Annotated in this window: 17 protein-coding genes; 12 read left to right on the top strand and 5 right to left on the bottom strand. The window is 73.3% G+C overall.

Translation table 11 applies throughout. The features are described 5' to 3' along the window. The first annotated feature begins 57 nt into the window (after positions 1–57). The 8 genes from ACIBEJ_RS08480 to ACIBEJ_RS08445 all read left to right on the top strand — a co-directional run bounded on the left by ACIBEJ_RS08480 (position 58) and on the right by ACIBEJ_RS08445 (position 10,280). Positions 58–1,164, top strand: coding sequence for an epoxide hydrolase family protein (locus tag ACIBEJ_RS08480; protein WP_397181969.1), 1,107 nt, complete (start codon positions 58–60; stop codon positions 1,162–1,164). Positions 1,165–1,336: 172 nt separating this feature from the next. Further along, positions 1,337–2,770, top strand: a complete 1,434-nt coding sequence (locus ACIBEJ_RS08475; RefSeq protein ID WP_397181968.1) for an MFS transporter — start codon at positions 1,337–1,339, stop codon at positions 2,768–2,770. Then, positions 2,767–4,293 carry an FGGY family carbohydrate kinase gene (locus ACIBEJ_RS08470; protein ID WP_397181967.1) on the top strand — a complete coding sequence of 509 codons (1,527 nt, stop codon included), beginning with the start codon at positions 2,767–2,769 and terminating at the stop codon, positions 4,291–4,293. Before ACIBEJ_RS08475 ends, ACIBEJ_RS08470 begins: the two co-directional genes overlap by 4 nt. Then, on the top strand, positions 4,290–5,963 hold the full coding sequence (locus tag ACIBEJ_RS08465; protein ID WP_397181966.1) for an FAD-dependent oxidoreductase: 1,674 nt from the start codon (positions 4,290–4,292) through the stop codon (positions 5,961–5,963). The genes ACIBEJ_RS08470 and ACIBEJ_RS08465 overlap by 4 nt, the downstream gene beginning before the upstream one ends. After that, entirely contained in the window at positions 5,960–7,513 is a 1,554-nt protein-coding gene (locus ACIBEJ_RS08460; protein WP_397181965.1) for an FAD-binding oxidoreductase, read from the top strand. The genes ACIBEJ_RS08465 and ACIBEJ_RS08460 overlap by 4 nt, the downstream gene beginning before the upstream one ends. A gap of 10 nt (positions 7,514–7,523) precedes the next feature. Continuing rightward, the gene (locus ACIBEJ_RS08455) at positions 7,524–8,138 is read left to right on the top strand and encodes a glycerol-3-phosphate responsive antiterminator (RefSeq protein ID WP_397181964.1); all 615 of its coding nucleotides are present in this window, start codon (positions 7,524–7,526) and stop codon (positions 8,136–8,138) included. A 124-nt stretch (positions 8,139–8,262) separates the two neighbouring features. Then, positions 8,263–9,183, top strand: coding sequence for a DMT family transporter (locus tag ACIBEJ_RS08450; RefSeq protein ID WP_397181963.1), 921 nt, complete (start codon positions 8,263–8,265; stop codon positions 9,181–9,183). Further along, positions 9,183–10,280, top strand: coding sequence for an alcohol dehydrogenase catalytic domain-containing protein (locus tag ACIBEJ_RS08445; protein WP_397181962.1), 1,098 nt, complete (start codon positions 9,183–9,185; stop codon positions 10,278–10,280). The genes ACIBEJ_RS08450 and ACIBEJ_RS08445 overlap by 1 nt, the downstream gene beginning before the upstream one ends. A gap of 260 nt (positions 10,281–10,540) precedes the next feature. On the opposite strand, the gene ACIBEJ_RS08440 is transcribed toward ACIBEJ_RS08445, so the two are convergent. Together ACIBEJ_RS08440 and ACIBEJ_RS08435 are read right to left on the bottom strand one after the other, a co-directional pair. Further along, positions 10,541–12,298, bottom strand: coding sequence for an ABC transporter ATP-binding protein (locus ACIBEJ_RS08440; RefSeq protein ID WP_397181961.1), 1,758 nt, complete (start codon positions 12,296–12,298; stop codon positions 10,541–10,543). A 64-nt stretch (positions 12,299–12,362) separates the two neighbouring features. Next, positions 12,363–14,123, bottom strand: a complete 1,761-nt coding sequence (locus ACIBEJ_RS08435) for an ABC transporter ATP-binding protein (RefSeq protein ID WP_397181960.1) — start codon at positions 14,121–14,123, stop codon at positions 12,363–12,365. 78 nt (positions 14,124–14,201) lie between these two features. On the opposite strand from ACIBEJ_RS08435, the gene ACIBEJ_RS08430 reads away from it, so the two are divergent. Further along, positions 14,202–14,732, top strand: a complete 531-nt coding sequence (locus tag ACIBEJ_RS08430) for a MerR family transcriptional regulator (protein WP_397181959.1) — start codon at positions 14,202–14,204, stop codon at positions 14,730–14,732. On the opposite strand, the gene ACIBEJ_RS08425 is transcribed toward ACIBEJ_RS08430, so the two are convergent. Continuing rightward, positions 14,729–15,940 carry an acyltransferase gene (locus ACIBEJ_RS08425; protein ID WP_397182004.1) on the bottom strand — a complete coding sequence of 404 codons (1,212 nt, stop codon included), beginning with the start codon at positions 15,938–15,940 and terminating at the stop codon, positions 14,729–14,731. The two genes, ACIBEJ_RS08430 and ACIBEJ_RS08425, sit on opposite strands and share 4 nt — an antisense overlap. 58 nt (positions 15,941–15,998) lie before the next feature. On the opposite strand from ACIBEJ_RS08425, the gene ACIBEJ_RS08420 reads away from it, so the two are divergent. The 3 genes from ACIBEJ_RS08420 to ACIBEJ_RS08410 are packed head-to-tail and all read left to right on the top strand — an operon-like array spanning position 15,999 to position 18,365. Further along, the gene (locus tag ACIBEJ_RS08420; protein WP_397181958.1) at positions 15,999–16,367 is read left to right on the top strand and encodes a YciI family protein; all 369 of its coding nucleotides are present in this window, start codon (positions 15,999–16,001) and stop codon (positions 16,365–16,367) included. Next, on the top strand, positions 16,364–17,542 hold the full coding sequence (locus ACIBEJ_RS08415; protein WP_397181957.1) for an RNA polymerase sigma factor: 1,179 nt from the start codon (positions 16,364–16,366) through the stop codon (positions 17,540–17,542). The genes ACIBEJ_RS08420 and ACIBEJ_RS08415 overlap by 4 nt, the downstream gene beginning before the upstream one ends. Positions 17,543–17,567: 25 nt before the next feature. Then, on the top strand, positions 17,568–18,365 hold the full coding sequence (locus ACIBEJ_RS08410) for a pentapeptide repeat-containing protein (RefSeq protein ID WP_397181956.1): 798 nt from the start codon (positions 17,568–17,570) through the stop codon (positions 18,363–18,365). Here the strand turns inward: ACIBEJ_RS08410 and ACIBEJ_RS08405 are convergent. Together ACIBEJ_RS08405 and ACIBEJ_RS08400 are read right to left on the bottom strand one after the other, a co-directional pair. Continuing rightward, positions 18,362–19,579 (bottom strand): RNA polymerase sigma factor, encoded by a 1,218-nt coding sequence (locus ACIBEJ_RS08405; protein ID WP_397181955.1) that lies wholly within the window; start codon positions 19,577–19,579, stop codon positions 18,362–18,364. The two genes, ACIBEJ_RS08410 and ACIBEJ_RS08405, sit on opposite strands and share 4 nt — an antisense overlap. Next, positions 19,579–19,989, bottom strand: a complete 411-nt coding sequence (locus tag ACIBEJ_RS08400; protein WP_397181954.1) for a YciI family protein — start codon at positions 19,987–19,989, stop codon at positions 19,579–19,581. The genes ACIBEJ_RS08405 and ACIBEJ_RS08400 overlap by 1 nt, the downstream gene beginning before the upstream one ends. Positions 19,990–20,169 lie beyond the last annotated feature (180 nt).

Below are 20,169 nucleotides of genomic sequence, written 5' to 3'. Positions count from 1 at the left end.
GTGGTTCTCATGCGAGCAGGCGGGGGCCCTCGCGCACCATCCACCACGGAGAAAGCCATGAGCGCGCACATTCAGACGTTCCATATCGAGATTCCGCAGGCCGCCGTCGACGACCTTGCCGAGCGGCTCGGCCGTACCCGCTGGCCGGAGGCGATGCCGGGACTGGGGCACGGCATCGCCCTGGAGCGCGTCAGGGAACTGGCCGAGTACTGGCGGCACGGCTACGACTGGCGGGCCGCCGAGCGGCGGCTGAACCGGCTGCCGCAGTTCGTCGCGGAGATCGACGGGCAGCGCGTCCACTACGCGCACGTGCGCTCCGGCCGCGAGGACGCGCTGCCGCTGCTGATGACCCACGGCTATCCGAGCTCGTTCGCCGAGTTCGAGAAGCTCATCCCGCTCCTGTTGGAGCGCGGCTTCGACCTGGTCATCCCGTCGCTGCCCGGGTTCGGCTTCTCGGCCCCGGTGCGCGAGCCGAGCTGGGCGATGGGCCGCACCGCGCGGGCGTGGGCGTCGCTGATGGCCACGCTCGGCCACCACCGGTACGGCGTGCACGGCGGCGACGTGGGCGCCGGGATCTCCGGGGCCGTCGGCGCCCTGGACGGCGAGCACGTGGCCGGCATCCACGTCGTCACCGACCCGTACACCGCCGCGGCCACCGCGACGTTCCTGCCCTGGGTCTCCCAGAAGCTGAACCCGGACGACGAGGTCGACAAGCTGGCCCTGGACCGCATGGAGGAGTTCAGGAAGGAGGACTCGGGGTATCTGGCCATCCAGAACACGCGCCCGCTGACGCTGGGTTTCGGCCTGGCCGACTCGCCCGTGCTGCAGCTCGCGTGGATCGCCGAGAGCTTCGACGCCTGGACCGACCTGCCGATCGACGTCGACCAGTTGATCACCAACGTCAGCATCTACTGGTTCACCGGCACCGGCCCGTCGGCCGCCCGGTTCCTGTACGAGCAGTTCCACGCCACGGACTGGGGCGCGCCGCCCACCGTGCCGCAGGGGTACTCGGTCTTCGGCGCCGACCCCACCGTACGCCGCCTGCTGGAGCCCGCCGACGACGTGCACTGGGTCGAGCACGAGCGCGGCCGCCACTTCCCGGCCATGGAGGCGCCCGAGCGGCTCGCCGAGGACCTGTCGGCCTTCTTCGACGGGCTCAGATGAGTCACGCGTGAGTATGCGACAGCCGTTTCTTGACATTTCGGACAACGGGTAACTACTGTCCGGTTAATCGGCAGGCACAGACGAAGACATCCCTGTCAGTGGTCTTCGTCTGTGCTTTTGTCATTTCCTGACCGCTGGCAAGGGACGACACCCCCCTGAAAGGCGGCTGGGCATGAGTGACGCCCCCGTGAACACCGCAACGACGCGCATCCGCAACGCCGGAGACGCGGCCGACCTCATCGACACCCTGAAGAGATTGCCCCGCAGGGCCAACTGGATCTGGTTCCTCGCCCTGGCGGGCCTGTTCCTCGACGCCTACTCCAACGCGGCCCTCGGCGCGGGCCTGTCTCCCATGGTCAAGCAGCTCGGCCTCACGCCGGGCCAGGTAGGCGTGCTCACCGCCATGGCCCCGGCCATCGCGATCATCTCCAACCCGTTCGGCGGCTGGCTGGCCGCGCGGATCGGCCGGGTCAAGCCGCTGCTCATGACCAAGGTGATCTTCGGGCTCGGCGCGCTGCTCACCGCGACCGGCTCCGACTTCCTGACCGTCTTCGCCGGGCGCGGGCTGGTCGGCATCGCCTACGGCATCGACTTCGCCGTCGCCATGGCGCTACTGGCCGAGTACACGCCCGCCTCGCTCAAGGGCAGGCTCAACTTCTGGCAAGGCGTCTGGTACACGGCCACCACCACGAACCTGCTCCTCACGCTCCTGTTCTACCGTTTCGACGTGGGCGCGGACATCTGGCGCTGGTCGGTCGGCTCCTCGGCCGCCTTCGCCCTGGCGCTGCTCCTCCTCCAGCTCTCGTTCCTGGTGGAGAGCCCGACGTGGCTGGCCGCCAAGGGCCGGCTGCGCGAGTCCGCCACCGCTCTGCGGCACATGTACGGCTTCGCCGTACAGGAGGACGCGCCGGACGGCGCGAGCGCGGCGGGTCAGGCCCGGCAGGTGGGCATGCGCGACGCGGGAGTGCTGTTCCGCAAGCCGTACCTGCCGCGCACGGTGCTGTCCACGGTCATCTCCCTCACCCAGGCCATGCAGTACTTCGCCGTCGGCTGGTACCTGCCGGTCATCAGCCTTGAGCTGTTCGGCAGGGAGTTCGAGAAGGCCACGGTCGGGTCGATGCTGTTCAACGCGGTCGGCATCGTCGGCGGCTGTCTTTCCGCCTACGCGGGCCGCCGACTCGGGCTGCGGGTCAGCTCGATGACCGGCTACGCGGTGGTGTTCGCGGCCCTGCTGGTGATGGGCGCGACGTTCGGCCAGATCCCGATCGCGGTGGCCGCGCTGCTGCCCGCGCTGTTCATCTTCTTCCACTCCGCCGGTCCCGGCCCGAACGGCAAGTCGATCGCCGCGCTCTCCTACCGCAGCGACCTCCGCACGCTGGGCACCGGCGTGACCGGCATGCTGGGCAGCTTCGGCTCGGTCGCGGGCCTGTACCTGTTCCCGCAGCTCCAGGCGGGCCTCGGGGTGGGCGCCAGCCTCATGGTGCTGTCGGTGGTGCCGCTGGTCGGCCTCGTCACCTGCCTGCTGATCAAGTGGGATCCCACCCGCGTGCGGATCAACCTCGAGGAAGAGGAGATCGCGCTGCCGGCCGGAGCCGGGTCCCGATGACCGGCCACCACCGGCGCGGCGTCCTCAGCGTCGACGAGGGCACCACGGGCACCCGCGCCGCCGTCGTCCTGGACGACGGCAGCGCCGCCCCGCCCGCGTACCGGCCCATCTCGGTCCGTTCCCCCGACCACCTGCGGGTCGAACAGGACGCCACGGAGATCTGGACCAAGACCGCCGAGGTCTGCCGGGAGGCGCTGGCGTGGGCGCGGGCCGAGCGGGTGGAGGTCACCGGCGTGTCGATCGCCACCCAGCGCGCCACCGTCCTGCTGTGGGACACCGTCACCGGCGAGCCGCTCACCCCCGCCGTCGTCTGGCAGGACCGGCGCTACGTCGCCCGGCTGCGCGCGTGGGAGCCCGACTGGGACGCGCGCCTCGTCGAGCACACCGGCCGGCCGGTCGGCTCGCGTGCCCCGCTGCTCTGGGCCGCCGAGGCCATCCGCGACGACCCGGCCGTCCGCCGGGCGTACGAGGCGGGCCGCGTGGCGTTCGGGTCGATCGACACCTGGCTGGTGTGGCGGCTCACCGGCGGCGTCCGGCACGCCATGGCCGCCACCAACGCGGTCGCCGCCGGCGCCTACGACCTGCGTACCGGCGGCTGGTACGAGCCCTGGGCGGACTTCCTCGGCTGCCCGCGCGAGGTGCTGCCGGAGATCCTCGACGAGGACGGCGACTACGGCCACACCGACGCCTCCGTGCTCGGCGTCCGCCTGCCGATCCTGTCGGTGATGGGCGACCAGCACGCGGCGATGATCGCGCTCGGCGCGCACCGGCCGGGCCAGGCCATGTGCGTGCACGGCACGGGAACGTTCCTGGACGCCGTCGCCGGCGACCGGCCGCCCGCCCACCACCGTGCGGTGCCGGGCGTGCTGACGCTGGTCGGCTGGCGCTCGCGCGGCTCGGCGGTGTTCAGCCTGGAGGGCTACGCCGCCACGACCGGCTCCGCGGTGCGCTGGCTGTGCGAGGAGATCGGGCTGTTCGACTCGCCCGCGCAACTGGCCGCGCTCGCCCGCGAGCATCCCGGTCCCAGCCGGGTACGCTTCCTGCCCGCGCTGGCCGGGATGCGTACCCCGATCTGGGATCCCGAGGCCACCGGCGCGCTGACCGGCCTCAGCCTGTCCACCACCAGGGCCGAGCTGGCCAGGGGCGTGCTGGAGGGCATCGCGCACTCGGTGTGCGACCTGCTCGACGGGGTCGAGCGGGCGCTGGGCGCGCCGGTCACCGACCTGTTCTGCGGCGGCGGGCTGGCCAGCAGCGACGTGCTGATGGCCGGCCAGGCCGACCTCATCGGGCGGCCCGTGCGCCGCGCCCGCGCCAACGAGACCGCCAGCCTGCGCGGCGCCGCCTACCTCGGCGGCGTGCGCGCGGGACTTTGGCCCGACCTGCCCGCCGCCCTCGCCGGGCTCGGCGACGTCCCCGTCTTCGAGCCCACGCTGCCCGACGCCGCCCGCGAGGAGGCCCGCGCCGGCTGGCGCGACCTGCTCACCCGGCACATCTCGTACGTACAGGAGGAGTCCCCCTCGTGATCCGGCTTCCAGGACGCAAGCCCAGATCGGAGAGCAGGAGCGCCATCCGGCGCACCCCGCTGCGGCTGGAGCGCCAGGCACAGATCGACCGGCTGGCCGCCAGACCGGTGGACGTGCTCGTCGTCGGCGGCGGCATCACCGGCTGCTACGCCGCGCTCGACGCCGTCACCCGCGGGCTGAGCGTGGCGCTGGTCGAACGCGACGACTTCGCCTCGGGCACCTCCTCCAAGTCCTCCAAGATGGTCCACGGCGGCCTGCGCTACATCGAGCAGGGCAACCTGCCGCTGGTGCGCCGCTCCCTGCTGGAGCGCCAGCGCTTCCGCCGCAACGCGCCGCACCTGGTCAGGCGGCTGCCGTTCGTGCTGCCGATCCTCACCCAGGACGGCGTGTTCGACGCGCGCGTCGCCAAGGCCTTCGAGGGCCTGCTCTGGACGTACGACCTGGCGGGCGGCTGGCGCATCGGCCGGCTGCACCAGCGGCTCAGCGTGCCAGAGGTCCTGGCCAGGGCTCCCCGGCTGCGCGCCGACCGGCTCAAGGGCGGGCTGCTCTACTACGACAGCCGCACCGACGACGCCCGCCTCACCCTGGCCATCGCCAGGACCGCCGCCCACTTCGGCGCCACCGTGCTCAACGGCGCCACCTGCCGCGAGCTGGTCAAGGAGGGCGGGCGGGTGCGCGGCGCCCGCGTCGAGGTGGACGGCCGCACGGTCGAGGTACGCGCCGGCGTGGTCGTCAACGCCACCGGCGTCTGGACCGACACCCTGGACGCCCTGTCGGACCCGGCGCACCGGCCGAGAGTGCGCCCCGCCAAGGGCGTGCACATCGTCGTGCCGTGGACCCGGCTGCCGATCGACGGCACGGTGACCGTACCCGTGCCCGGCCGGGCACGCCGCGCGACCTGCACCCGCTGGGGCGACGTGGTCGTGATCGGCACCACCGACACCGACTACGACGGCTCGCCCGACGAGGTGCTCTGCACCCGCGAGGAGATGCGCTACCTGCTCGACGGCGCCAACACCGCCTTCGACGCCGAGCTCACCCCCGACGACGTGGTCGGCTCCCTGGCCGGGCTGCGCCCGCTGGTCGGCGCCAAGGAGGGCGCCACCCTCGACATGAGCCGCGACCACCGGATCACCACCGACGCCTTCGGCATGGTCACGGTCACCGGCGGCAAGCTCACCACCAGCAGGCACATGGGCGAACTGGTGGTCGACCAGGCGCTGAAGGTCCTCGGCCGCCAGGCTCGCTGCCGCACCGCCAGACTTTCGCTGCTCGGCGGCGCCGGCTACGACGCCGAGGCGACCACCGCCACCGGCGGCCTCGGCGCCCACCTGGGCGAACGGTACGGCACCGAGGCGCGCTTCGTCGCCGACCTGATCGCCGGGGACCCGTCGCTGGCGGAGCCGCTCATCGAGGGCAGCGAGTACCTGCGGGCCGAGGTCGTCTACGCGGCCAGGTACGAGCTGGCCAGGAACGTCGACGACGTGCTGTCGCGGCGCACCCGGATGCGGATCTTCGCCCGCGACCTGTCGGTCAAGGCGGCGCCCGAGGTGGGCAGGCTGCTCCAGCGCGAACTGGGCCTGTCCGACGACGAGGTGGCCAGGCAGCTCGAGGACTACGTGCGCGGCGTGGACCGCGAGAAGAGCGTACTGATGGAGGGACTTTCATGATCAGCAGGCAGACCGTCACCCACCCCTTCAACCGGGGCGACTACGTGGTCGGCGCGCCCACCCCGCCGCGCTGGGCCGCCGACTGCCCGCCCGGGACGGGCCCGGCCAGCCTGCAGGACCGGGTCGTGCCGGTGCCGGAGAGCGTGGTGGCCGAGCTGCGCGCGGTCGCCGCCGCCGTCCACACCGAACGCGACGAGGTGATCCTGCGTACCCGTGACTGGTGGGCGGGCACCTCCATCGGCGAGACCGACGGCAACCCGGCCACCCCAGAGGCGGTCGTGGTCGAGGTGGACCAGGAGGAGCAGGTCGCCGCCGTGGTCAGGATCTGCCACGAGCACCGCATCCCGCTGATCGTCTCGGCCGGCCGCAGCAACGTGCTCGGCGCCGCGCTGCCCGTCTTCGGCGGCGTGGTGCTGGACGTGTGCCGGCTCAACCGCATCCTGTCCTTCGACGCCGAATCGATGATCGTCGAGGTGCAGGCGGGCATGTTCGGCGACCTGTTCGAGAAGGAGCTGCAGGAGACCCACGGCGCCACCACCGGGCACTGGCCGTCGGCCTTCGCCATCTCCACCGTCGGCGGCTGGGCCGCCTGCCGTGGCGCCGGCCAGCTCTCCACCCGCTACGGCAAGATCGAGGACATGGTGGTCGGGCTCGACGTCGTGCTGCCCGACGGCACCACGGCCGGCTACGGCACCTACCCGCGCGCCGCCGTCGGCCCCGACCTGCGCCAACTGTTCATCGGCTCGGAGGGCACGCTCGGCGTCATCACCCGGCTCCGCCTGCGCGTCCACCGGCTGCCCGACTACGCCAGGGGCGTCGCCTACGGGTTCGACACCTTCGCCGCCGGGCTCGACGCCTGCCGGGAGATCCTGCAGCGCGGGGCGACCCCGGCCGCGCTGCGTCTGTACGACGCGCACGAGAGCGGCACCCACTTCGGCGAGCCCGCCACCAACCTGCTGCTCATCGCGGACGAGGGCGACCCGGTGCTGGTCGACGCCGTCATGGCCGTGGCGGAGGAGGTCTGCGCCGAGCGCGCCTCGGTGACGCTGGACGGCGAGGCCGTCCTCGCCCGCTGGCTCGACGAGCGGATGATCGTCGGCAAGGCCGCCGACGGCTTCGTCAGGGGGCCCGGGTTCGTCTCCGACACCTGCGAGGTCGCGGCGCCGTGGGCCGCGCTGCCCACCCTGTACGACGAGGTCGTGGCGGCCATCGAGGCCGTGCCCGGCACGCTGCGCGCCTCCGCCCACCAGTCGCATGCCTACTCCGACGGCGCGTGCCTGTACTTCTCGCTGCGCGGCGACGTCGAACGCGACCGGCGGCGGGACTGGTACCGGGCCGCCTGGGACGCCGCCGCCGGGGTGCTCGTCAAGCACGGCGCCGCCATCAGCCACCACCACGGAGTCGGCCTGCTGCGCTCGCCGTACATGCGGGACGCGCTCGGCGAGGGGTACGGCACGCTGCTCGCGGTCAAGCGGGCACTCGACCCGCGCGGCATCATGAACCCCGGCAAGCTGGGCCTGCCCGGACCCTTCGAAAACACGGCGCACTAAGGTGGATGCGGTGAACTCTCGCCACAAGCGCCCACTGGACCCGCGCCTGCTCGCCGCGCTGGCCGAGCATCCCGTCATGGCGTCGCTGGTGGGCGTGGAGATGGCCGAGCGCTTCGCCGCCTCCGCCACCACTCCGCTCGGCATCCTGGCCTCGATCCCGCTCGGCGACCTCGCGGCAACGGTCCGGCGTACGGTGGAGGCCGGGAAGATCGGGTTCGTCAACATCGACTCGACGCCCGGGCTGGGACACGACCCCGGCGCGCTGGCCTACCTTCAGCAGATCGGGGCCGTCGGCGTCTGCTCCACCCGGCAGGCGATGATCGAGCGGGCCACCGGGCTGGGGCTGCTGACCATGCAGAAGGTGTTCGTGACCGACCGGTCCAACCTGAGGCGCAGCCTGCAGTCCATCACCCGTTCGCAGCCCGACCTGGTGCAGGTCATGCCGGCCATGGTGCTGCGGCACGTCGAGCGGCAGATCAGGGACGTCGGGGTGCCGTGCCTGGCGGCGGGGTTCGTGCGGAGCGCGGAGGACGTGGTGGAGGCGCTGCGGCACGGGGCGGTCGGGGTGTGCACCTCCGACCAGGAGCTGTGGGACCTGCGCCGCTCGGGCCTGCGCGCCTCCTGACCCCTCCCGGGTTCGCGCCCGCGAGGGAGCCTCGCCCCTGTCCTGGACCTGCCCCTGTCCTGGATACGCCTCTGCCGTGAGGTGCCTCCGTCCTGGACGTACCCCTCTCTGGAAGGACTGCTCGATGACGTCTGCCCGCGTGCGGGACGCCGCGCCCGCCCGGCGGGACCGGTGGCGGGCCGGGTGGCCGCGGCGGTGGTCGCCGGCGCCGGCGGTGTTCGTCGTCCTGTGGAGCAGCGCCTTCATCGCGGGCATCCCGGGGGTGAAGGCGGCGCCGCCGCTGCTGCTGATGTTCGCCAGGTTCGCCGTGGCAGGGGTGCTGCTGGGCGCGTACGCGCTGATCAGGCGGGTGCCGTGGCCGCGCGGACGGGACCTCGCCCATGTGGCCGTCGCCGGGCTGCTGATCCAGGCGGTGCAGTTCGGCGCCTTCTTCAGCGCGCTCGGCACCGGCCTGCCCGCCGCGCTCGTCTCCCTGGTGCAGGGGCTGAACCCGGTCGTCATCGTGCTGGCCGCGCGCCTGCTGGGGGAGCGGATCGGCGCCGGGCAACTGGCCGGGTTCGCGCTCGGTCTGGCCGGGGTGGTGCTGGCCGTCGCCGACCGCATCAGCCTGTCGGCCTCCGGAGTGGCGCTGTGCCTGCTCGGGCTGGCCGGGCTCAGCGCGGGCACCCTCTACCAGCAACGCTTCGTACCCCGCATGGACGCGCTCAGCGGCACCGCGGTCCAACTGCTCGTCAGCGCGCCCGTCACCGGGCTGGCGTGGCTGGCGTTCGGGCCGGTCCAGGTGTACGACTGGGCCGCCTTCGGGCTGTCGGTGGGCTGGATGGCGCTGGTCAACTCGATCGCGGCGTTCATTCTGCTCAACCGGATGCTGCTGCGCTCGCCCGCCAGCCGGGTGAGCACGCTGTTCTTCCTGACCCCCGCGGTGACCGCCGTGATGGCCTGGTCGCTGGCCGGGCAGCCGCTGTCGCCGCTCGCGGTCGCCGGGCTCGTGCTGGGCGGCGGCGGGGTGCTGCTGGCCAACCTCTCGACAAGAAGGGCGATCTGATGCGGATTCGCGGAGCTGTCCTGGAGGAGATCGGCCGGGCGCGGCCGTACGCGCAGACCCGGCCGCTGTCGGTCTGCGACCTCGACCTCGACCCGCCGGGGCCAGGCGAACTGCTCGTGCGCGTGGAGGCGGCGGGCGTGTGCCACTCCGACCTGTCCGTGGTCGACGGCAACCGGGTACGGCCGCTGCCCATGCTCCTCGGCCACGAGGCGGCCGGCGTAGTGGAACAGTCGGGCCCAGGCGCGGACGTGGCTCCGGGACAGCGCGTCGTCATGACGTTCCTGCCCAGATGCGGCGGCTGCGACGGCTGCGCCACCGACGGCCTCGCGCCCTGCGCTCCGGGCAGCGCCGCCAACAACGCCGGAACCCTCCTCAGCGGCGCGGTCCGCCAGCACCGTGACGGGACGCCCGTGCTGCACCACCTCGGGGTGTCGGCCTTCGCCACCCACACGGTCGTCGACCACCGCTCGGCCGTCCCGGTCGAGGACGACGTGCCGCCCGAGGTCGCCGCCCTGCTCGGCTGCGCCGTACTGACCGGCGGCGGCGCCGTCCTCAACGCCGGCCGCCCGCGCGCCGGGCAGACCGTCATGGTCGTCGGTCTGGGCGGCGTCGGCATGGCGGCGCTGCTCACCGCCCTGGCCCTCGACGACATCAGGGTCGTCGGCGTGGACGCCAACCCGGCCAAGCTCGCCGCCGCCCGCGAACTGGGCGCCCACGAGGTGTACGGCCCCGCCGACCTGCCGGCCAGGGCCGAGGTCGTGGTGGAGGCGGCGGGCAGCGCCCAGGCGTTCGAGACCGCGGTGAGCGCCACCGCGCCCGGCGGGCGCACCGTCAGCGTGGGCCTGCCCGCACCCCACGCCCGCGCCGCCATCTCACCACTGGCACTGGTGGCCGAGGGCCGCACCATCATCGGCAGTTACCTGGGCTCGGCATTGCCGGGGCGCGACGTGCCGGTGTTCGCGCGGATGTGGCGCGAGGGCAGGCTGCCGGTGGAGAAGCTGGTGTCGGCCCGGATCGGCCTGTCCGACATCAACGAGGCCATGGACCACCTGGCCAACGGCACCGCCCTCCGCCAGCTGATCGTCTTCAACCACTAGCACCAGACCCCCCAACCCCAACCCCTCGTGCCCGGATCCTCGGACCTCCGACCTCCGACCTCCGGAACCCCGGCCTCCCGATCCCCCGACCCTCGGACCCTCGGACCCTTCGACCTCGTCCCCTGGACCCGCGAGTGTTCTCCGGCCAGGTCTGCCCGCGGCCTGAGGGGGCCTAGGGCCAGGAAGGACCGTGGGACCCGGGGCCAGGGCGGGGTCCGTCCCGCCCGCGGGTTGGTCCGAAGGCCGGGGTGGTCCTCCGGTCAAGGGTGTGGCATTTCGTCCTGGGTGGCGATGCGCCAGTGCCGTACGCGGTCATTCTGGTGGGAAAGGCGCGCGAAGGCGCCGCCCGTGCGGAGCAGCTCCGCGGGGGTGCCGGTTTCGGCCACATGGCCCGCGTCCAGCGAGACGACCTGGTCGGCGGCGGACAGGGTGGCGGGGCGGTGGGCGATCACGATCACCGTGCGGGCGGGGTCGGCGCCCAGGTTGGCTATGGCCTGGGAGATCGCCGCCTCGTTCTCGGGGTCGAGCGCGGAACCGGCCTCGTCCACCAGCACGATGCGCGCCCGCTTGAGCATCGCGCGGGCGATCGCGACCCGCTGGCGTTCGCCGCCGGAGAGCTGTGCTCCCGCCTCGCCCACCCGGGTGCGCCAGCCGTCGGGCAGGCGCTCGATCACCTCGTCGAGCCGGGCCGCGCGGGCCGCCTCCTCGAGGTCGTCCCAGGTCGCGTCCGGGCGGGCCAGGCGGAGGTTGTCCTCGATGGTGTCGTCGAACAGGTAGACGTCCTGGAAGACGATGGCGATCTCGTCGAGCAGGACGGCGGGGTCGAGGTCGCGCACGTCCACGCCGCCGAGGCGCACCTGCCCGGCGTCGACGTCGAAGAAGCGGGCGATGAGCCTGGTCACCGTGGTCTTGCCCGATCCCGACGGCCCGACCAGGGCGGTGGTGGTTCCGGGCAGGCAGCGCAGCGACACCTCGCGCAGCGCGGGGGACTCGCCGCCGGGGTAGGTGAAGCCGACCCGCGAGAGCTCGACCTCGGCCGTGTCGATGCCGCGCACCGGGGCGGCCGGGGCCGGCAGCGCGGGGGTGGCGAGGAGCTCCTCGATGCGGCTGATCTTGTTCGTGAGAGCGCGCAGGGCGCCGATGAGGTCGATGAGGTTGCCGAGCGGCTCCAGGAAGCGGGCGGCCAGGACGAGGAGCGCGATCGCCGCCGGGACCGTGACGTGGCCGCCGAGCACCAGCCAGGCCGCCAGCGCCAGCACCGCGACGAACCCCGCCATGATCACGCCGGTGTAGACGAAGAAGGGTCGCCGGGCGCGGCGCATGCCGTCGCGGTAGGTCTCGCGGTGGCCGGCCAGCGCGGCGCGCAGCCTGGGCGTGCCGTCGGCGTGGCCCGCCGCGCGCAGGACCGGCTGCGCCTGGCCGAGCTCGATCGCCCGTCCGGCGACCTCGGCCGAGGCCCGCTCCAGCTCGATCTCGGCCAGTTCGGCGATCCGCGCGGCCCGCCGTAGCGCCCAGAAGGCGGCCAGCGCGATCGCGCAGAGCAGCAGCGCCATCCGCGGGTCCACGGTGAAGGTCACCGCGACGATCGTCGCGGGCAGCAGCGTCGAGGTGATCGCGGGACCGGCCACGGTCACGGCCAGGTGCGCGGCGTCGCCGACGTCGGCGGTGACGCCCCGCGCGAGCCGCGTCTTGTTGCCGGCGGTGAACCACCCCAGCGGCAGCGCGCTCACGTGGCGCATCAGCGCCCGCCGTAGCTGCGCCGCCAGCACGCCCGCCGCCTTGAACCCGACCGGGGTGGCGACGACGCTCAGCACCGCGTACGCCAGCGCGCCCGCCGCCCCGAGCACGAGCCACGGTGTGGCGGCGCCGAGATCGGGCTCCGGCCTGACGACGGCGCCGAGGATCGGCACGAGCAGGCCGAGCAGCAGCCCCTGCAGCACCGCCTGCGCCGCGGTGAGCAGCCACAGCCGGGCCAGCAGCCTGGGCTCCGGCCACAGCCGGTAAAGCCGCCGGATCATGCGAAGCCTCCAGCCCGCGTCGGGGACATGCGACGACCGAAGCCCACATCCAGGGCACGGCAAGTCATGCGAAAGCTCCTTCCTGGGCGGACCACATGCGGGCGTAGAGGCCGCCGCGGGTCAGGAGGTCGGCGTGGACGCCGCTCTCGACCAGCCGTCCCCGGTCCAGCACGAGGATCTGGCCGGCGCCCGCGATCGTGTGCAGCCGGTGGGCGATCACGATCACCGTCTTGCCGGTCGCCAGGGCGGCCAGCGCGTCCTGGACCGCCGCCTCGCTGTCGGGGTCCAGCGCGGCCGTCGCCTCGTCCAGCACCACGATCGGCGCCCCCGACAGGATCGCCCGCGCGATCGTCACCCGCTGCCGCTCGCCTCCCGACAGGCTGCCGCCGCCCGCGTCGAGGAGCGTGGCGTAGCCCTCGGGCAGCCGTTCGATCACGTCGTGGACGTGGGCGGCGGTCGCGGCAGCGCGTACCTCGGCGTCGCTCGCCCCCGGCCGGCCGATGCGGATGTTCTCCGCCACGCTGTCGCGCAGCAGCGCGACGTCCTGGAACACCAGCGACATCGACGCGAGCAGTTCCCGCGACGGGATCGAGCGCACGTCGGCGCCGCCGATCCTGATCGCCCCGTCCGTGACGTCGTAGAAGCGCGGCAGCAGGCTCGCCAGCGTCGTCTTGCCCGCGCCGGACGGCCCCACGATCGCGGTCACCTGTCCGGGCGGGCAGACGGCGCTGACGTCCTCGACGGCGTTGGTCACGCCGTCGTAGGAGAACGTCACGCGGTCGAACTCCACGCCGTGACCCCGTGGGCTCGCCGGGCGCGCGGGCTCGGGCAGCGGCGGGCGCGCCAGCAGCCGCTCGATGTTGGCCGCACCCATCCGGCCCTTGCGTACGCCCTGGGCGGCGGTCACGGCGGGCAGAATCGAGTTCGGCAGCCCGATCGCGACGACCAGGAACGCCACCAGATCGGCGACCGTGAGCGACCCGCTCCCGAGGAAGGCCAGCCCGGCGGCGGTGACGACGGCGAGGACGGCCATCTCGGAGCCGAGCAGCCGGGAGAGCGCCGAACTGTGCCGCACCTCGGCGACCCACGCGGCGAACGCCTCGGTGTGCTCGTCCACCGCCTCGTCGAAGCGCCGCAGCACCCGCCCCCCGGTCCCGAACGTCTTGACCACCTGGATCCCGTCGGCGTACTCGACGCTGGCGGCGCTGATCCGGGCGTCGGCGGCGATCAGCCGGTTCATGTGGGTGGTCATGGAGCGCATCGAGACGCGGTAGAAGATCCCCATCAGGCCGAGGACGCCCAGCGCGATCACCGCCATGCGGACGTCGACGGACGACAGGTAGGCCGCCGCGACGACCGTCACCGTGACCGCCCCGGTCAACTGGCCGAGGGCGTGCGCGATGACCTCGTGCATCTCCTCCAGGTCGCCCGTCATCGCCCGTTTCACCCGTCCGGAGCCCGAGGCGCGAAACCAGCCCAGGGGCAGCGCGCCGAGGTGGCGCACGATGCGTACGCGCAGTTCGTGCAGGATCGCCGCGTCCGCGTAGTGCCCCACCCGGGAGGACTGTACGAACAGCACCAGCCACAGCCCGGCTCCCGCGGCGCCGATGCCCACCCAGGCCCAGATGGCGGCGGGGTCCGCCGCGCCGAGCATGACGCGGGCGATCTCGGCGACGGCGACGTACGGCACGATGCCCGCCGCCGCGCCGAAGGCGGAAAGGACCGCGCAGACCACGAGATGGCCGCGGATCGGGGCGAACAGCCGCGCCAGCGCCCCGGCCTTCGCGAGCGGGGCGACGGGCTGATCCTCTGATGGGCTGCTCAAGTCCTCGTTCCCCTCTTAGGTAAGCCTGACCTCACCAGGATCTTGTGACCTGAAGGCGACTTGATGTCAAATGGCTCCATGAACGGCCTCTCGATCGGCCAGGCGGCGGCCCTGTACGACCTCGCCCCCTCGACGCTGCGCTGGTGGGAGTCGCAGGGCGTGCTCCCCGAGCCGCCGCGCGTCAACGGCCGCCGCGTCTACACCGAGACGGAACTACGCCGCATCGGCCTCGCCTACCTGTGCAGCGTCGTCGGCGCGATGCCACTCGACCAGGCGGCCGTGGTGACCTCGGGCGGCCGGGACCGCGACTGGCACGCCACGGTCCGCGGCCAGGCCGCCCTGATCGAGGAGCGGATCGAACGGCTGCGCGCCGCCCACGGCTACCTGCTGCACCTGCTCCGGTGCCCGGACGACGACATCGTGGGCCAGTGCCCCGACCTGGAGGCGGAGCTCATGCGCCACACCCCGCGCGGGCGTGACGAAAAGCCGCCCACGCGTGACGAAATCTGCGCCGGCTGCGCCATCCCGCTCACCCAGCCGGCTCGGGGCCGCCGCCGCACGTACTGCTCCCGCGCCTGCCGCCAGCGCCGCTACCGGAGCAAAGGCTAGACGCGCATGCCGAACAGGAACCGGGTGACCCTGGTACGGCGGACCGCCACGTCGTAAAGGGCGAAGATGATCGCCAGCGACGCCAGCACCACCACGGCCAGCTTCACCGCCAGCGGCAGGTGCCACGACACCACGAAGAAGGCCACCGTCACCACGACCGGCTGGTGGAGCACGTACAGGGGCAGGACGGCGGGCGCCAGATAGGCGTAGAACCGGCTGCCGCCGGACGGCGAGGAGTCGGCGCCGGAGGGCGACGGCTCGACCGCGGCCCGGGGCCGGTCTAGCAGGCCCATGATGGCGACGACGCAGGACCAGCCCGCCACGCCGTACAGGACCCTGGCGCCCAGCGCGAACGGCGTCATCGCCGAGAACATCGCGTCACCCGCGACGATGAACGCGGGCGCGCCCGCCAGGAAGGAGACGACGCCCGCCACCAGCGCGAGCCTGGCGTCGCGGCGCATCGCCGCGCGGAAGCGGCCGTCGGCGGCGAACACGAAGCCGCCCGCGAAGAAGAGCAGGTAGGTCCAGTGGTGCCAGCCGCCGTACTCCTGCTCGATGCCGAGCAGCGCGCAGGCGGCCCCCAGCAGCAGGCCGGGCAGCAGGATCGCGCCGCGCCGGTTCGCCAGCGCCGCCATCCGCTCGCACGCGGCGCGCGCCCGCGCGGCCGGCACCCAGCGCACCAGCGGGACCAGCAGCAGCGCGAACGTCAGCAGCAGCAGGACGAACCACAGGTGCCCGGTCTCGAAGTAACGGCCCTGCAGCACGAAGGGGAACTTCCCCCACTCCAGGTGGACGGTGAAGAAGCCGGGAAGGAACTCCCAGTAGGACTCGTGGTGGCCGGGCTGGGAGCGTAACCGCAGCCACTGCGGGATCGGCAGCATGGCCAGCGTGGCGAAGACCAGCGGCACCCCCAGCCGCAGCAGCCGCTCCAGCGCGAACCCGCCGGGACCGCGCTTGGCCAGCGAGTGCCACGCGCCCACCCCGGCGATGAGGAAGAGCAGGGGCATCGCCCACACGACCGCCAGCCCCGCGAAGATCATCGTGACGCCGGTGGTGTCGGCGTTCTTGACGTAGAAGTCGCTGCCTTCGTCGAAGACCAGGGAGGAGTGGAAGAACACCAGCCCGACGACGACCATGGCCCGCAGGGCGTCCAGGGCGGTGCGCCGTTCCGGCCGCGACGTCGAGAGCGGCTCGCTGCGTGCGGTCATCACCGGACCAGTGTCCGCCTGACCGGCGGGTAGCGCCAGCGAGACTACGCTCGGCAGGGTGAAGTATCTGATCCTGATTTACGGCAACGCCGAGACCCGCCAGGTCTGGGACTCGCTCCCGGTCGAGCAGCGCTCGGCCGGCCTGGACGCCTACGCGAAGCTCACCGCCGACCTGGCCGCCTCTGGGGAACTGATCGCCAACGCCGCACTGGCCCAGCCGTCGGCCGCCAAGTCGGTCACCGTCAGCGAGGGCGAGGTGGTGGTGAGCGACGGGCCGTTCGCCGAGGTGAAGGAGTACCTGGCGGGCATCTACCTGATCGAGTGCGACAGCGAGCGCCGCGCGATCGAGACGGCCGCGCGGGTGCCGGAGGCGCGGTTCATGCGCGTCGAGGTCCGCCCGGTCGTCGAGCTGAGCGACTTCCTGTGAACGAACTGCTGCGCGAGCTGGCCCCGCAGGTCCTGGGCGCGCTCGTGCGGCGTTACGGCGACTTCGACGCCTGCGAGGACGCGGTCCAGGAGGCGCTGCTGGCCGCGGCCGTGCAGTGGCCGGAGGAGGGGCTGCCCGATCACCCGAAGGGCTGGCTGATCACGGTCGCCTCGCGGCGGCGCATCGAGGCCCTGCGCGCGGAGTCGGCGCGGCGCCGGCGCGAGGAGAACTCGGCGGCGCTGGAGCCGCAGGAACCGCCGAGGGTCACCGGCGACGACGACGGGCTGACCCTGCTCATGCTGTGCTGCCATCCGGCGCTCACCACGACCTCGCAGGTGGCGCTGACGCTGCGCGCGGTCGGCGGCCTGACGACCGCGGAGATCGGGCGCGCGCTGCTGGTCCCGGAGAGCACGGTGGCCCAGCGCATCAGCCGCGCCAAGCAGCGCATCAAGGGCGCCGCCTTCGACCTGCCCCCGGAGGGTGAGTACGGCGCGCGCCTCGCCGCGGTACGCCACGTCCTCTACCTGATTTTCAACGAGGGCCACACGGCCAGCTCGGGCGAGCACCTGCAACGGGTGGAGCTGTCCGCCGAGGCGATCCGGCTGACCAGGCGGTTGCGCGCCCTGCTGCCCGCCGACACCGAGGTGGCCGGGCTGCTGGCGCTCATGCTGCTCACCGACGCCCGCCGCCCGGCCCGCGACGGCCCGGACGGGGAGCTGATCCCGCTGGCCGAGCAGGACCGCGGCCTCTGGCGGGCCGACCACATCGAGGAGGGCGTGGCGCTGGTCACCGAGGCCCTGGCCGGCGCGCCGATCGGCCCCTATCAGGTGCAGGCGGCCATCGCCGCCCTCCACGGCGAGGCGCCCAGCACCGAGCGGACCGACTGGCCGCAGATCCTCACCCTGTACGACCTGCTGGCCACGCTGGCCCCCGGCCCCATGGTGACGCTCAACAGGATCGTCGCACTGGCCATGGTCCACGGCCCGCGCGCCGGGCTCGAACGCCTGGCCGAGGTGGAGAAGGACCTGTCGGGCCACCACCGCCTGCACGCCGTCCGCGCCCACCTGCTCGACCTGGCCGGCGAGCGCGCGGCGGCCCGCGAGGAGTACCGGCTCGCCGCCCAGCGCACGCTCAGCCTGCCCGAACGCCGCTACCTGGAGTCCCGCGCCCACTGAGAACGCACGATAACCTCGGAGCATCATGCTCGACGACTCCCTGCGCGCCGACTGCGCCAACTGCTTCGGCCTGTGCTGCGTGGCCCTGCCCTTCGCCCGCTCGGCGGACTTCGCCATCGACAAGGAGGCCGGGCGGCCCTGCCCCAACCTCCGCGACGACTTCGGCTGCGGCATCCACGCGCGGCTGCGGCAGAAGGGCTTCACCGGCTGCACGGTCTACGACTGCTTCGGCGCCGGGCAGAAGGTCGCGCAGGTCACCTACGGCGGCGTCGACTGGCGGCAGGAGTCGGCCGGGCAGATGTTCGCCGTCTTCCCGGTGATGCGCCAGCTCCACGAGCTGATGTGGTACCTCGCCGAGTCGCTCGGGCACCCGGCCGCCGAGCCGGTCCACGAGGAGCTGCGCAAGGCGCTCGACCACGTCGACGGCCTCACCAGGCAGCGGCCCGAGCGCCTGCTCGAACTGGACGTGGCGCACGAGCGCGGCGAGGTCAACACGCTGCTGCTGCGGGTCAGCGAGCTCGTGCGCGCCGGGACCGGCGGCAGGAAGAAGAACCGCCGCGGCGCCGACCTCATGGGCGCCAAGCTCAGGGGCGCCGACCTGCGCGGTGCCAACCTGCGCGGCGCCTACCTCATCGGCGCCGACCTGCGCGGCGCGGACCTGCGCCAGGCCGACCTGATCGGCGCGGACCTCAGAGGCGCCGACGTCAGGGGCGCGCGGCTGGCCGGCAGCCTGTTCCTGACCCAGTTCCAGGTCAACGCCGCCGCCGGGGACGCCGCCACCACGCTGTCCGGCGCGCTGATCCGGCCGGACCACTGGCGTTAGCCGGTCAGGCGGGCGGCCCTGCCGTACAGATAGCGCTGTTCCTGGAGGCTGGCGGTGCGGGCGGCGGCGCGCTCGTAGCAGTCCCGCGCGTCCTCACGCGCGCCCGCCATCTCCAGCAGATGCGCCCGTACGGCCAGCAGCCGGTGATGCCCCGACACGCGCGGATCCTCACCCAGCCCCTCCAGCAGGTCGAGCCCCGCCCGTGGCCCCTGGCACATGGCGACCGCGACGGCGTGGTTGAGCGCGGCCATCGGGTTGCCCGACAGCTCGACCAGCACCTCGTACAGGGCGGCGATCTGCGGCCAGTCCGTCTCCCGCTCACTCGGCGCCTCGTCGTGGAGCGCGGCGATGGCCGCCTGCACCTGGTACGGCCCGGCCGGCCCCCTGGGCAGCGTGGCCGCGACCAGCGCCAGGCCCTCCTCGATGTGGTCGGCCCGCCAGAGGCCGCGGTCCTGCTCGGCCAGCGGGATCAGCTCGCCGTCCGGGCCGTCGCGGGCCGGACGGCGGGCGTCGGTGAGCAGCACGAGCGCCAGCAGCCCGGCCACCTCGCCGTCGCCGGGCAGCAGCCGGTGAAGGATCCTGGCCAGCCTGATCGCCTCGGCCGCCAGCTCCGCCCTGACCAGGCTCGGCCCCGACGTGCTCGCGTACCCCTCGGTGAAGATCAGGTACAGCACGCGCAGCACGGCGGCCAGCCGCTCGCCGCGCTCGGCCGGCGCGGGCAGCCGGAAAGGCACGCCGCTGGCCTTGACGCGCTCCTTGGCGCGGGTGATGCGCCGGGCCATGGTCGGCTCCGGCACGAAGAACGCGCGGGCGATCTCCCGCGTGGTCAGGCCGCCGACCGAGCGCAGCGTGAGCGCCACCTGAAGGTTCGGCGCGAGCGCCGGATGGCAGCACAGGAACAGCAGGATCAGCGTGTCGTCGCCGTCCGGCCGCGGCGGCACGCCGGGCAGCGCCCAGGTGGCGACCTCGTCCTCGCGCCGCCGCCTGGCCTGCTCGCTGCGCAGCAGGTCGGTCAGCCGCCTGGAGGCGACGGTGATCAGCCAGGCGCGGGGGTTGTCAGGGACCCCCTCCTGCGGCCACTGGCCCGCGGCGGCGATGAGCGCCTCCTGGACGGCGTCCTCGGCCAGGTCGAAGTGGCCGTAGCGGCGCACGAGCGCGCCGAGGACCTGCGGCGCCAGCTCGCGCAGCAGGTCCTCGGCCGGGTCGTCCGCCACTAGACCAGGTGGTCGTCGGCGCCGTCGACGATCGGGCGGATCTCCGCGTACGCCCTGGCCCGCGCGTCGTCCGGTGCCGGGCAGTCGGCCAGCCGGGCGGCGAGCTCGGTGGCCCGGTCGAAGCCCGCGCACTCGACGATCGTGTACCCGGCCAGAACCTCGGTGGTCTCGGGGTAGGGGCCGTCGGTGACGAACGGCACGCCCTCCTTGTTGCCGACCCGGCGGGTGTGGACCGGTGCGGCCAGGCCGCGCGCGTCGACGAACTCGCCGGACTCGACGAGCTCCTGGTTCCAGGCGCCCATGAACGCGGTCATCGCGGCGAAGTCCTCGGCCGTCCAGGCGGGGTTGCCCGCACTGCCCTTGCCCGCCATCGCGTCGTAGTCCTGCTGGGACGCGAAAAGCATGATCATGTACTTCATGGTGTTCCCTCTTCCGTGACCGGCGCCGCCCTGGCGCCTCTCACCCGGGACGTCGGAGCCGCGCGGCCCGCCCGGACACATCCTGGCGGAATTTTCTGTACCGTGATGGCATGCGACGACGACATTGACCTGAACCGAGGCTTTACGCCTACACCTTCGTTGCGGACTTCG

The sequence above is a fragment of the Nonomuraea sp. NPDC050790 genome (genome assembly GCF_044456745.1).
Taxonomy (GTDB): Bacteria; Actinomycetota; Actinomycetes; order Streptosporangiales; family Streptosporangiaceae; genus Nonomuraea.
This window is presented reverse-complemented; position numbering and strand designations above follow the sequence as displayed.